Annotated in this window: 12 protein-coding genes; 9 read left to right on the forward strand and 3 right to left on the reverse strand. The window is 33.4% G+C overall.

What is annotated here, in order from left to right; genetic code table 11:
* The first annotated feature begins 6 nt into the window (after positions 1-6).
* Positions 7-999: a DUF6695 family protein gene (locus tag DK441_RS16550; protein ID WP_109851683.1), complete on the forward strand. Its 993-nt coding sequence runs from the start codon at positions 7-9 to the stop codon at positions 997-999.
* On the opposite strand, the gene apaG is transcribed toward DK441_RS16550, so the two are convergent.
* The 3 genes from apaG to DK441_RS16565 form a co-directional block, all read right to left on the reverse strand.
* Positions 992-1,378, reverse strand: a complete 387-nt coding sequence (gene apaG / locus DK441_RS16555; protein ID WP_025664977.1) for a Co2+/Mg2+ efflux protein ApaG — start codon at positions 1,376-1,378, stop codon at positions 992-994. The genes DK441_RS16550 and apaG overlap by 8 nt on opposite strands.
* A 1-nt stretch (position 1,379) precedes the next feature.
* Positions 1,380-2,534, reverse strand: a complete 1,155-nt coding sequence (locus tag DK441_RS16560; protein WP_109851684.1) for a DUF3667 domain-containing protein — start codon at positions 2,532-2,534, stop codon at positions 1,380-1,382.
* A 74-nt stretch (positions 2,535-2,608) separates the two neighbouring features.
* Positions 2,609-3,880 carry a DUF5103 domain-containing protein gene (locus DK441_RS16565; protein WP_235015781.1) on the reverse strand — a complete coding sequence of 424 codons (1,272 nt, stop codon included), beginning with the start codon at positions 3,878-3,880 and terminating at the stop codon, positions 2,609-2,611.
* A 186-nt stretch (positions 3,881-4,066) separates the two neighbouring features.
* Between DK441_RS16565 and DK441_RS16570 the strand changes: the two genes are divergently transcribed.
* From DK441_RS16570 to DK441_RS16605, 8 genes are all read left to right on the forward strand, one after another.
* Positions 4,067-5,422 carry a Na(+)-translocating NADH-quinone reductase subunit A gene (locus DK441_RS16570; protein WP_109851686.1) on the forward strand — a complete coding sequence of 452 codons (1,356 nt, stop codon included), beginning with the start codon at positions 4,067-4,069 and terminating at the stop codon, positions 5,420-5,422.
* A 4-nt stretch (positions 5,423-5,426) separates the two neighbouring features.
* Positions 5,427-6,653, forward strand: a complete 1,227-nt coding sequence (locus tag DK441_RS16575; protein WP_109851687.1) for an NADH:ubiquinone reductase (Na(+)-transporting) subunit B — start codon at positions 5,427-5,429, stop codon at positions 6,651-6,653.
* Between the two features lie 2 nt (positions 6,654-6,655).
* Positions 6,656-7,411 (forward strand): Na(+)-translocating NADH-quinone reductase subunit C, encoded by a 756-nt coding sequence (locus DK441_RS16580; protein WP_074408391.1) that lies wholly within the window; start codon positions 6,656-6,658, stop codon positions 7,409-7,411.
* Between the two features lie 3 nt (positions 7,412-7,414).
* A complete protein-coding gene (locus DK441_RS16585) occupies positions 7,415-8,107 on the forward strand; it encodes an NADH:ubiquinone reductase (Na(+)-transporting) subunit D (protein WP_051476030.1) in 693 nt (230 codons plus the stop codon).
* A gap of 11 nt (positions 8,108-8,118) precedes the next feature.
* Positions 8,119-8,835, forward strand: coding sequence for an NADH:ubiquinone reductase (Na(+)-transporting) subunit E (nqrE, locus tag DK441_RS16590; RefSeq protein ID WP_025664970.1), 717 nt, complete (start codon positions 8,119-8,121; stop codon positions 8,833-8,835).
* Positions 8,836-8,837: 2 nt separating this feature from the next.
* Positions 8,838-10,145, forward strand: coding sequence for an NADH:ubiquinone reductase (Na(+)-transporting) subunit F (gene nqrF, locus DK441_RS16595; RefSeq protein WP_109851688.1), 1,308 nt, complete (start codon positions 8,838-8,840; stop codon positions 10,143-10,145).
* Between the two features lie 198 nt (positions 10,146-10,343).
* Complete coding sequence (locus DK441_RS16600) at positions 10,344-11,114, forward strand: LytTR family DNA-binding domain-containing protein (protein WP_160112134.1); 771 nt, start codon at positions 10,344-10,346, stop codon at positions 11,112-11,114.
* Positions 11,115-11,206: 92 nt separating this feature from the next.
* Positions 11,207-13,426 (forward strand): DUF5916 domain-containing protein, encoded by a 2,220-nt coding sequence (locus DK441_RS16605; protein WP_109851690.1) that lies wholly within the window; start codon positions 11,207-11,209, stop codon positions 13,424-13,426.
* Positions 13,427-13,519: the final 93 nt, after the last annotated feature.

Raw genomic sequence — 13,519 nt, forward strand, 5'->3', positions numbered from 1 at the left:
GCAAAATTGAATTATACAGGTAAAATAATTTCACTTGCTTATCCTGATACATTTGTAAAACACTCAGATGAACCTTCGACCAAAGTACTTTTGGCACTGGGATTAGGAAAACATAGTTATATTAAAGCCGGGCACGCTGCTTTTGTTCTTATTGAAAATAGAACAGGCCAGGCCGAATACTATGATTTTGGAAGATATATTACTCCGCAAGGGTATGGCAGGGTAAGAAGTGCTGTTACCGATGTAGAATTGGTTATTCCGTTTAAAGCTATTATTACACCTGAGAAAAAATTAGGTAACGTAGAGGAGTTTTTGCTTTGGTTAGAAGCAAATCCTGATAAAACACATGGTGATGGCCGATTAGTTGCATCGGTATGTGACTATATTTATTATGAGGAGGCAAGAGATTATGTGTTGTCTGTTCAGGAGAAAGGAAGTATTCCTTATAAAGCTTTTGGAAAAGAAGGAAGCAATTGTTCTCGAATTGTTACCGATACGATTTTGGCAAGTACAGATTATGCTAAAATCAGAAAGCCATTATTACGTAATAAACTATTTACACCTAGCCCTCTGGGGAATGTAGAAAAAGCAGCTATTGGTAATCCGATTTATCAAGTAGAACAAGGGAGGTTGCATGTGTATCCGGGATCTGTTTTTAAAGAAAACCTCACTAATTATTTTGATAAAAATATACCCGAAACCAAACATAATCATACCGTGAGTCCGAAAGGAGTTTTGAAAAATGCTCATTTTCTTTCGGGTACGGGCAGTAGTGCATATTTTATATTAAACAAATCTTTAGAAAAAGATCTGTTCGAAATTAAGAGATATACCGAATGTGGTAAAGAAGATTTTAAGGGACTCTTTGCTGTGGCAGAAGGGTGTTTTGATATGTTAAAACACTATAGTTTTGTATATGATTCTAATTGTAAGTACTGTCATGTAGAGCAAGACGGAAAGAAGATTAGGTTCGAATTGGTAAAGAGAATTGTTAATTAAGTGCAAAAGGCGCACTTAATTTGAAACCAGGGATCATGACCTTAAATTTTCTGGTAGATGTAAAATTAACCATATTGTAATGTCCTTTCATTGCTCCAAAAGGAGAACTAAGCAAACAGCCGCTATTATACGTATGGGACTCGCCAGGTTTTAAAACTGGCTTTTTACCAATTACACCTTCACCTTCTACAATCTCAGTATTATTTAAAGCATCTTTGATTTCCCAGAAACGAGAAGTAAGTTGTACAGAGTCTTTACTTTGATTTTCTATGGTAATTCGATAACCAAAGGCAAAGTGAATCTTATAGTTCTTATAGAACGTACCTTCAAAAGTTGTATCCACCGAAATTTTTATTCCTCTGGTAATTTGCTGTACCATATCAAAATATAAACACAGATCCTATTATTGTTAATATAGAACCGATTCCTGCTAAGATAAAAAATAATACATTCACAAGCAGAAATTTAACAATTGTTTTGATTCTTCCTTGGTTGTAAAATTTCCGCATAGCTTTATATAGATAAAATAAGAAAACAAGCATTGCAATCCCAAAAAGAGCATTAATGTTGGTGATTTTGGCAATCAAAATTGAAAAACCTATGACGATAAAAAACATGGTTTGAGTGTGAAATATGAATACAAGATGTTCCATATAATTAAAAGGTCTTCTAATGTATATGAGCCAAATGCTTAAGGCGAAAAAGGGAAGAAAGAAGAATATGATGAAAGGTAATTTATTAAATATAAATTCAAAGAATTCTTGTCCGTAATTCTCTTCTATTGATTTGGTTTTTAAGACTCTATGGTAGATGTATTTGTTGTATTGATTTTTCTCATGTTTTAACTCTGATAAAGCTCTATAAGTAGATTTCTCTTCTGTTTTGTCATAGTAATCTTCATACATAGACCATAGTTTAAAGCCTCTTTTGAAAAAACCAATACTATCAATCTGTTCTTGAGAATAATAGGTGGCTTCTTCTGGTTTGGTTAGGCTGTCATTTAGTAAAGGAAGCCCCTCAACTTTTAGAATTCCTTCACTAATTTTTTCTTTGTCAGATTTAGAAATACCTTTAGTTGCTAATATTTGATCATTAATTTTCTGCGTTAACGAATCATCCATTTTGATGCTTTTTTTGATTTCGGTAATAGCATCTTTTCCAACGTTGACTTTACCTTCAACTTCTGTTCTAAAACCATCAAAATCAATAAATAAACCGTTAATGATAAAAAAGATAATAGAAACACTAAGGTAAAACCGAAATGGATTTGCGTATTTTACTCTTTTGCCTTGGGTGTATTCTTTAGAGATTTTTCCAGGCTTAAAAAGTAATGCAATAATAGTGTGTCTTAAACGAGAATCATAAGAAAAGATACTGGCAAAAAACTCATTAAAAAAATCCTTAAGCGATAATCTTTTATTGGTGTTAATTTGTCCACAATTATGACAATATCGATCAATAACGTCTAATGGTACACCGCAGTTAAGACATTCGCTACCGCGATACTCTTTTAAGAATCTTCCCGTTTCTTTCATTTTTTGTTGATAGTTTCCTTACGGGACTAAAATAGTAGTATTTTATTACAATCTAAAAAATGAATGTACTTATATTAATTTGTAATGTTAGCCGAGTTTCCTGTTCCTTTTCCGATAACCCTATCATAACGCGCTCCGGGAGCTCTGTAATAAGGTAATACGGTGTACTCATTTTCGGTTTCATCAAAATTACCACTAATAAAACCTGGATCTATGGTTCCGTCGGGTCTTAAGAGGATATATTTATAATTATAAAATCCTTGTTTAAAAATGCTTTTGTTGAAGTATCCACCACTTTCTTTATCGTATTGAAGTAGTGTTGATTTATCAAGAGTATAGTTGTTGAAATTACCATAAAGGTGAATTTCTCCTCCTTCCAGAGGTTCGTAACATTCTAATGAAAAGTGCATCCAAACATAATCTGCTTCGACATTATTATTTTCGGCATCCAGGTTTCTGATAACAAAATTACCATTGATATCGGGATTGTACGTGTATCTTCGATTAGCTCTAACTCGATTAGAGTACAGGTAGTTGTGATAGATGTCTTTTAGTTCTATGCTTCGTGTGCTTACTGTAGATGCTCTAATGTCTTTGCTGTCAAAAAATAGAAATTCATTTCCTGCCCAAAAACTAGACTCCTGATCATATTTGTATACTAGACTATTACCAATGGTGAATTGAGGAACCAAATTAGTAATCGCATTTTTGAGATCGTTATTTTGCATCACCAAAGTTTTTACTGTTTTTCGAGGGTTTCTTAAAATTTCATTTGGTGAGTTTATTTCGAATTGAACAGATTGTTTGGTGTCTATATGTTTGAGATCTCTAGATCTTTTTGTATATACTTTTACAGATGTTAAAGGTTCGTAGATAATAAATTTTCTAGAGAATACAACTTCATCATCTTCATCGTATATTTCTATGAGGTAGTTTCCGCTTACTTTAAGCCTTCTGGTGTCTTCATTAGGAATACTTAGACTGTAATGACTATACATTTGTAATGTATTAAAAGAATTTTCATAGGTTACAATCCTGATTTCGTCAAAACCGTCCAGATATTCATTTTTATATAAAGAAGAAGGTGTCCAATCGAAGTTATAATGACTTATTCTATAATAATAATCAGATTCATCACCATTAATATCATCAAAAGTGATTCTAAAAGGATCTCCAAGTTTAAGTATAGGTACTCCAGAGAATTCTGCGCCTGTTAGTAGTTGGATCGTTTTAATGTGATCGGCAGTACTGACTTCGTTTACAGTAGATTGACCAAAAAAGGTGTAAGGAGCAACGATCTGCAGTAGTAGAAGTAGTAGGGATGATTTAAATCTTTGTGACATCATATAAAGAATTACGGGTATAAATATAAGCAAAATGTGTGCCTAAAGAATAAAGAGTGTTTTTTTGAGTCGCAGATCGTTATTTAGAAGCATTATAAATAATATCTTATAACAAAACCAGCTTTCACTTACGTGTTTTAATTAGTAAATTTGCACGATTTTTTTAGTTAATTAACATAGACTACAAATATGTCAAAAGACATTCGTATCAGAAAAGGCTTAGACATTAAGCTTGTTGGCGGAGCAGAAAAAGTTACTGTAGATGCCATAAGAAGTAATGTTTACGCAATTAGGCCTGACGATTTTCACGGTATAGTACCAAAGGTTGTTGCTAAACAAGGTACAGAAGTTAAAGCCGGCGAACCACTTTTTTATTCAAAATCTAATGAAAAAATGCTTTTTCCTTCTCCTATAAGCGGAGAGGTAATAGAGATTGTGCGTGGTGCCAAAAGAAAGATTTTAGCTTTTAAGATTCTTGGAGACAAGGAACAGAAACATGCAGACTTTGGTGCAAAGGATGTGAATTCTATGAGTGGGGACGATATTAAAACCCACCTTTTAGCATCAGGTTGCTGGCCATTTATTAAACAACGCCCATATGATGTAATTGCTAATCCTGATGTAGCTCCAAAAGCTATTTTTGTTTCAGGATATACAACTGCTCCTTTGGCAGCAGATAGTGATTATGTATTAGAAGGAAAAGAAAAAGAACTTCAAGCTGCAGTTACTGCTTTAAGCAAATTAACTGAAGGTAAAGTGCATATTTCTGTTGGTAAAAATGGAAATTCACCACTATCTGGCCTGGAGAATAGTATAATGCATAATGTTTCGGGGCCTCACCCTGCAGGAAATGTGAGTGTACAAATAGCCAAAATAGATCCTATTAATAAGGGAGAAACAGTTTGGGTAGTAAATCCACAAGATCTAGTCGTTATTGGAGAATTGTTATTAACTGGGAAATTTAATGCAGAAAGAACCATAGCTTTGGCTGGTTCGTCTGTTAAAACTCCTAAATATTTTAAAACTAAAATCGGAGCTGAGGTATCGTCTGTAGTATATGCTTCTGGAGTACATGATGAAGGAAATATTAGAGTGATTAGCGGAGATGTACTTACCGGAGAAAATGTAAAACCAGATGGTTACCTTGGATATTATCATAATACCATAACAGTTATTCCCGAAGGAGATGATTATGAACTTTTTGGATGGAATAAACCTATTTTTAATAAGATTTCACCTTCTAGAGCACTTACTTTTTCATGGTTGTTTCCTAACAAAAAGTATGAGCTTACCACCAATACAAATGGTGAACACAGAGCTTTTGTAGTTACAGGAAATTATGAAAATGTATTTCCACTAGATATTTATCCGCTACAATTACTTAAAGCATGTGTGGTAAATGACTTAGATGCAATGGAACAATTAGGAATGTATGAGGTAGCTCCAGAAGATTTTGCTCTTACAGAGTTTATATGTGTTTCTAAACAACCACATCAACAAATTATAAGAGAAGGGTTAGACCTAATGTTAAAAGAAATAGGATAGTGCTATGGGATTAAAAGATAAATTACATAAACTAAAACTTAAGTATAAAAACAAAAAGATTGCCCCTGCATTTAATGCAATCCATACGTTTTTATATTTACCTAATGAGACCACACATTCTGGTGCTCATGTTCGTGGTGCAGATGATTTGAAACGTACCATGAATACTGTAATCATGGCTTTAGTACCATGTTTGATATTTGGAATGTTTAATGCTGGATATCAGCATCACTTAGCAGCAGGAGAGATAAAAGCCGTAACTAATGGTTTTTTTAGTTCAGGGTTTTGGTCTTTGGATAATCTTACAGTAGGATTATGGAAAGTATTACCACTAGTAATTATTTCTTATGGGGTAGGACTTGCTGTAGAAGTTTTGTTTGCAGTTATTAAAAAACATGAAGTAGAAGAAGGATACCTTGTAACAGGGATGCTAGTTCCTTTAATTGTACCGGTAGATACTCCATTATGGATGTTAGCTGTTGCAGTTATTTTTGGAGTTGTGATTGGTAAAGAAGTATTTGGAGGAACAGGGATGAATATTCTAAACCCTGCCCTTACCATTAGAGCATTCTTATTCTTTGCATATCCAACCTGGATGTCGGGTGATAAGGTATGGGTGCATGGTGCAGTAGAAAGAGCTAACGAAATAGCAGGAGGAGCAGAACTTGATGCAATGTCTGGAGAAACTGTTCTAGGTGCTTTAGCTCAAGGAAAAGAACTTACCTATTCAGTTTCGGATATGTTTTTAGGATTTATACCAGGTTCGGTAGGAGAGACCTCTGCAATATTAATTTTGTTAGCCGGGTTATTCTTAATCTTTACAAAGATAGGAAGCTGGAGAATTATGGTGAGTGCTGTATTAGGTGCTTTGGTAATGGGATTAATCTTTAATGGAGTGGTAAGTGCAGAATGGATTAATGAAGGAAGTAAGTTTTATAGCCTTATGAGTACAGAATTCTGGCATCATTTAATTATTGGTGGATTTGCTTTCGGAGTTGTTTTTATGGCAACTGATCCGGTAACAGCATCGCAAACTAATAAAGGAAAATGGATCTATGGATTTCTTATCGGATTTATCTCAATACTTATTCGAGTGTTTAATCCTGCATATCCAGAAGGAGTAATGCTAGCAATTCTATTAATGAACGTATTTGCTCCAACTATTGATCACTATGTGGTTCAGGGTAATATCAAGAAAAGAATGAAACGTTTAAAACTAAAAACGGCTTAATCATGGCGATGAATACAGATAAAAATTCATACACGATCATATTTGCCATTGCAATGGTAGTTGTGGTTGGTTCATTATTGGCATTTACTGCATCTTCATTGAAAGGAAGAATAGATGCTAATAAGCGTACAGAAAAACAGCAGAATATTTTGTTTGCAATGGGTATTGCAGATACCGAAGATCCTAATGAATTTGTGCCTGCAGAAAAAGCACAGGAGTTGTTCGATAAATATGTTGGTGATGAGCAATATATCATTACTGGTAGTTCTGCAGAGAAAACAAGTGACGCTTTTAGTATAGAGGTGAAAAAGGAAAATGATAAAGTAAAGCAGGATCCTAATTATGAAAGAAAACTTCCTTTATTTATAGGTAAGAAAGACGGAGAAGAGTTTTATGTAGTTCCTATGAGGGGTAATGGTCTTTGGGATGCAATTTGGGGTTATGTCTCTTTAGATAAAGAGTTTAAAACCGTAAAAGGAGCATTTTTTGACCATAAAGGAGAAACTCCGGGATTAGGAGCTAATATTAAAGAAGCATATTTTAGAGATGATTTTATAGGAGAAAGTATATTAGATGCATCTGGAAACTATAAAGGAATTACTGTGAAAAAAGGAAATGCAGATCCTAAAAATGAAGATAAAAGTGATAATGAAGTAGATGCCATGGCAGGAGCAACAATAACAGGAGATGGTGTTACAGCAATGGTAAAGAAGGGAATAAAGATGTATCAACCTTATTTCGAAACTTTAAAAAAATAACAAATGGCTGAAGTAACAGAAGAAAAAGTTAAAGTAAAAGAGCCTAAAGAGCCTTTGTTTTCAAAGAAAAACAAGAAATTACTAACAGACCCTCTTGCCGATAATAACCCAATTACCATTCAGGTATTAGGGATATGTTCTGCTTTGGCGATTACTGCACAATTGAAACCTTCAATTGTAATGGCAATTTCGGTAATCTTTGTATTAGGAATAGGTAATGTGGTTATTTCTTTGATGAGAAATATCATCCCTTCAAAAATTAGAATTATTGTTCAGTTAGTAGTAGTGGCAGCTTTGGTGATCATAGTAGATCAAGTCCTTAAAGCATTTGCCTATACCTTAAGTAAAGAACTTTCTGTATTTATAGGATTGATTATTACCAATTGTATTATCATGGGACGTTTTGAAGCATTTGCTTTGGGTAACGGGCCTTGGAAATCTTTTCTTGATGGAATTGGTAATGCAGCCGGTTATGGAGTGCTATTGATTATAGTAGCTTTCTTTAGAGAGTTATTAGGGTCGGGTACCTTGTTTGGTGCTAAAGTATTAGGAGATCCTATAGAAAAAACAGGATTATATGCTTTGGGATATGAAAATAATGGATTTATGGTATTGGCCCCAATGGCATTAATTACAGTAGGGATCATTATCTGGATTCAAAGAAGTAGAAATAAAGCATTAATAGAAGATCATTAAAATAAAGAGACATGGAATATTTAGAATTATTTTTAAAATCGATCTTTATAGATAATATGGTATTTGCATTCTTCTTAGGAATGTGTTCATACCTTGCTGTATCTAAAAAAGTGTCTACTGCGGTAGGACTGGGTGCTGCAGTAATATTTGTATTGGCAATTACAGTCCCATTAAACTTTTTATTAGATAAGTATATTCTTAGAGAAGGTGCTCTAGTATGGTTAGGACCAGAATATGCTGATTATGACTTAAGTTTTTTAACCTTTATATTGTTTATTGCTACGATTGCGACTATGGTACAATTGGTAGAAATAATAGTTGAGAAATTTTCACCATCATTATATAATTCTTTAGGTATATTTTTACCATTAATTGCAGTAAACTGTGCAATTCTTGGAGGATCATTATTTATGCAACAAAAAGAATTTGCAACGATTTCCCATGCAGCTGTATATGGTATAGGATCTGGTATAGGGTGGTTTTTAGCTATTCTTGCTATCGCAGCAATCCGTGAAAAAATTAGATACTCTAATGTGCCAGCTCCTTTACGAGGATTAGGAATTACATTTATTCTTACAGGACTAATGGCAATTGGTTTTATGAGTTTCGGAGGAATGTTAACAGGAGGGGATGAAGAAGAAAAGAAGGAACCTAAAGCTGTTCAGGTCGAAAAAAAAGAGACTACAAAAGAAGTAGCCGAAAATACTAACGTTACAATACTTAAATAATTATGATATTTTTAGCATCTACCGGTGGAACAATTGCGATAACCATTATTTCGTTTTTGGTGCTGATTCTTGTTTTAGTTGGAATCTTATTATTTGCAAAAGATAAGTTACTACCATCTGGACCTGTAAAGATTACCATTAATGGCGAAAAAGAAATTGAAGTAGCTTCGGGAGGTACATTACTATCAACTTTAGGAGCTCAAAAAATATTTTTACCATCTGCATGTGGTGGTGGAGGAACCTGTATCCAGTGCGAATGCCATGTACTAGAAGGTGGAGGAGAAGCGTTACCAACAGAAACTCCGCATTTCTCTCGTAAAGAGTTACAACATGGAGCACGTTTAGCTTGCCAGGTTAAGGTGAAACAAAATATGAATATCGAAGTTCCGGAAGAAGTATTCGGAATTAAGAAATGGGAAGCCGAGGTTGTACGTAATTATAACGTAGCGTCTTTTATCAAAGAATTTGTGGTTCGTATTCCCGAGGATATGGGATATAAAGCAGGAGGATATATTCAGATTGAAATTCCACAATGTGAGATTAAATATTCAGATATAGATATCACTGCTCACCCAGAAGAACATGAAACTCCAGATAAGTTTCAGGCAGAATGGGATAAATTTGGTCTATGGCCATTAGTGATGAAGAATGATGAAACTGTAGAGCGTGCTTATTCTATGGCTTCTTATCCTGCAGAAGGAAGAGAGATTATGCTTAATGTACGTATTGCTACGCCACCATGGGATAGATCTAAAAATGGATGGATGGATGTTAATCCAGGAGTAGCTTCATCTTATATCTTTGCTCAAAAACCTGGAGATAAAGTAGTGATTTCAGGACCTTATGGAGAATTCTTTATCAATGAGTCTGAATCAGAGATGCTTTACGTTGGAGGAGGAGCAGGTATGGCACCAATGCGTTCTCACTTGTATCACCTATTCAAAACCTTAAAAACTGGTCGTAAAGTAACATATTGGTATGGTGGTCGTTCTAAACGAGAATTGTTCTACTTAGATCATTTCTATGACTTAGAGAAAAACTTCCCTAACTTTAAATTTTACCTTGCGTTATCAGAACCATTAGAAGAAGATAATTGGAAAGTTAAAAGTGATATCGATGCCGAAGGAGATGGATTTGTTGGGTTTATACATAACTGTGTAATCGATAACTACCTAAATCATCATGAATCTCCAGAAGATATAGAACTATACTTCTGTGGACCACCATTAATGAATAAGGCAGTACAGAAAATGGGAGAAGATTTTGGTATCCCAGACGAACATATTAGGTTTGATGACTTTGGAGGTTAAGGATAATCTTTCAGATATAATATAAATAAAAAACCGATGCTTTTAAGTATCGGTTTTTTTGTAGAAATACATAACACCTCCTGTCAAAAAATTGGATATGTATATTTATTTCTCTCGATAGCAAAAGATAATTTTAACCTTTTGTTGAATCATGATACTCAGATTATTAATATTTTTATACACTAAATGTTAGTTATAATGAGGTCAAGGATTACTTTAATTTCGGCTTTTTCAATAGTAAACCTGTTAATAGGAAGGTTATTTCAGGAAAGTCTGCAAATTGTTTGTTTTTCAGAACTTATTGCCGTTGCAGTTTCCAGCTTTATATTTTGGAACCTAGCCATGCCTCAAATAAAACGTACCATTCGATATTGGAATCTATTTACAACTCCTAGGCATATATTGGCCCATAGTGGCATGGCAATTTTTACAAGTGTTTTAAATATATTGGTAAGTCAGGCTTTAATTTTGTTTCTGATGCTATATGTGTATCAATGTACTTCGCCAAGCTTCAGTTTTATAAATGCAAGCTTAACCAATAATATAGCTTTAAATCTTCTGTGTTATTTTTCATTAGTGTTTTACAGTATGCAGAGAAATCTTAAAAAAGAGACTCCTATAGAAAGTAATGTGCCAACGTCATCTAATTCGAATACTAACTTTGTAAGTTTAACTTATGGAAATACAAAAAAGATCATTCCGGTCGAGGATATAAAATTTATAGAGGCATCGAATAATTGTATAGTATTTAATACTAATGAGGGGAAATTTGTTAGATATCAAAGCCTGAAATCATTTTTACACGAGTATAATGGTACTGATTTTAAACGAGTACATCGATCATATGCGGTAAACATTAAATATGTTAACTGTATTCAAAAAAATAAAAACGGAGATGGTATTATTACACTTACAGATAATAAAAAAATTAAACTTAGTAGAACGTACCGATCATCGTTGGTGATGTAGGTAACTCCTCTTTTTACCCTTTTATCACCTCATATTACCCCTTTTCTTTTTTAAAACTAATATGCATGTCAGATGTTTGTTAAAAAACAAGCATGACAAGAATTGTATTAATATGTTGTAGCATTTTATGCTGCTCATATTCTTTTGGTCAGGAAAATACAGAAATCATAATCAAAAAGACGAATAGCAAAATTATATTAGATGGATATGTTAATGATGAAGAATGGAAAGGAAATCATACCTTTTTATTTCATGAGTTTACTCCAAATTGGAATCAAAAGGACAGCTTAACGACGGTACAAATAACTTTTGATGACAGTTTTATATATTTAGGAGTACATGCCAAAGAACCAGAGCCAGATAAAATAATTAATAGAAATTTACTTAGAGATGGATGGTATGGTGACGATTTTATTGCTTTTGGGATAGACCCTAATCAAACCAAAAAGAATGCTTTGGTGTTTAGTATATATCCTTCTGGGAGTCGGTATGATATGTCTATTTCTAATGATGGAATCCCTTTGGGAGATTCTACGTTTAATCCATCTTATGATATGATATGGGAGGGGAAAACTCAAATTACAGAAAAAGGCTGGTCTGCAGAGTATAGAATTCCTATTTCAAATTTAAGATTTGTAAGAAAAGAAAATCAAATAAAAGCAGGAATATCTGTAGTTAGAACACAGAATCATCGTAACAGAAAGGTAAGAACATTACCATTGCCACCACAAAATATTCCGAATGCTACAGAAACACCATCATTGTACCAGCCTATAGTTTTTGATAGTCTACATCCCAGAAAACAATTGCAAATAACTCCTTATGCATTGGGTTCTGTTGGAAGTTCTTACAATTTTGATGGTAATGAGTATCAAAAAGAAAATGATAATAATATAGAGGCAGGTGTTGATATACGATATGGTATTACACCAAAGCTTACTTTAGATGTCAGTATTAATACAGATTTTGCTCAAGTAGAAATTGATGATCAAATCGTTAATATTAATAATAGAGTAAATATTTTTTTACCCGAAAAACGAAGGTTTTTTCAAGAACAAGCAGGGTTGTTTGATTTTAATGCAGGTGTACTTTCGCAATTGTTTTATAGCAGAACTATCGGTATCAATAAAGGAAGGCTAACTCCAATAATTGGAGGAGTACGGTTAACAGGGCAGGTTAGAAATGCTGATGTTGGATTTCTTTCATTACAAACAGAAGGAGTGAATTTGGGTGATGAAGGGAGTGTATCATCAGAAAACTTTAGCGTATTACGATTTAGGAATAAAGTATTTAATGATAAGTCTTTTGTAGGTTTTATGGTTACTAATCGTTTGAGAAAGGATTATTTTAATACTGCAATAGGTTTTGATGGTGTATTTAGCTTGGCAAAAAGCTTATACTTTATTCCATCGGTATCGACTACTGTAGAGAAAGACACTAATGATTATGATTTGGCTGAAAATTCCAGAGTTTCATTAGTATTAGATAAACGTAAACAAGGTGGATTGTTTTATAGAGCAGCATATGAGTTTTCTGGTAAGCAATATAATCCGGGAATGGGGTTTTTATTACGAGAAAGACACCATAATTTTTATGGGAGTTTAAATTATGGAAATTACAATAGTAACAAAGATGAAGCTTTGTTTCAGTATACAAGATGGACTCTGATTAATTCGGATTTATATTATACCACAGATTTTTCAAAGGTTATTACATGGTATAATAGGAGTTTTTGGACAGGAAGATTGTTTAACGGAGATAGTTTTACTGTTTTTGGACAATTACAGTATGAAAATTTAGAAAAACCTATACGTTTCACAAATACGCTCGAAGCTGCTATTGGAGATTATATGTTTTATTATTTTGGAGCTTCCTACTCTCCGGGAAACCAGCGTAATATTCAATTTCCTGTTGCTATAGAATACGGTACGTTTTATGAGGGAACCAACTTGAAATTAGAAATCAAACCGACCATAAATTTTGGGAAACATTTTAATATAGAATCTTCCTGGAAAGCTAATCATATCGTATTTGATAAACAAAATACAGAAGAATGGATACATGTTATACAGACAAAACTTAATTGGGCATACAATCTTCATCTTTCTGGTAGTGTAATAGGTCAATACAATTCGGTTTCTGATCAATTTCTTACAAGTGTTCGATTGCGCTACAATGTTAAAGATGGTCATGATATATATCTGGTTTATAATCAAGATTACAACATAGACAGGCAGTTAACGACCTCAAATTTACCAGAATACAATAATCAGATATTTACCATTAAATATTTGTATACCTTTTTTAAATAAATTATTTCACTGTAAATAGGTATAAGCAATTGTACTGGTTTTTTTATTTTTGAGAATGAATGAGTATGATCAATGCTTTTTGCCAGAATATAT

It is taken from the genome of Aquimarina sp. AU58, from assembly GCF_900312745.1.
Taxonomy (GTDB): domain Bacteria; phylum Bacteroidota; class Bacteroidia; order Flavobacteriales; family Flavobacteriaceae; genus Aquimarina; species Aquimarina spinulae.

Bases quoted from the DNA above. Each gene is read 5' to 3' on its own strand.
- DK441_RS16565 (WP_235015781.1), bottom strand. From the start codon at position 3,880: ATGATGTCACAAAGATTTAAATCATCCCTACTACTTCTACTACTGCAG.
- DK441_RS16575 (WP_109851687.1), top strand. From the start codon at position 5,427: ATGGGATTAAAAGATAAATTACATAAACTAAAACTTAAGTATAAAAAC.
- nqrF (WP_109851688.1), top strand. From the start codon at position 8,838: ATGATATTTTTAGCATCTACCGGTGGAACAATTGCGATAACCATTATT.
- nqrE (WP_025664970.1), top strand. From the start codon at position 8,119: ATGGAATATTTAGAATTATTTTTAAAATCGATCTTTATAGATAATATG.
- DK441_RS16560 (WP_109851684.1), bottom strand. From the start codon at position 2,534: ATGAAAGAAACGGGAAGATTCTTAAAAGAGTATCGCGGTAGCGAATGT.
- DK441_RS16585 (WP_051476030.1), top strand. From the start codon at position 7,415: ATGGCTGAAGTAACAGAAGAAAAAGTTAAAGTAAAAGAGCCTAAAGAG.
- DK441_RS16600 (WP_160112134.1), top strand. From the start codon at position 10,344: ATGAGGTCAAGGATTACTTTAATTTCGGCTTTTTCAATAGTAAACCTG.
- apaG (WP_025664977.1), bottom strand. From the start codon at position 1,378: ATGGTACAGCAAATTACCAGAGGAATAAAAATTTCGGTGGATACAACT.
- DK441_RS16580 (WP_074408391.1), top strand. From the start codon at position 6,656: ATGGCGATGAATACAGATAAAAATTCATACACGATCATATTTGCCATT.
- DK441_RS16605 (WP_109851690.1), top strand. From the start codon at position 11,207: ATGACAAGAATTGTATTAATATGTTGTAGCATTTTATGCTGCTCATAT.
- DK441_RS16570 (WP_109851686.1), top strand. From the start codon at position 4,067: ATGTCAAAAGACATTCGTATCAGAAAAGGCTTAGACATTAAGCTTGTT.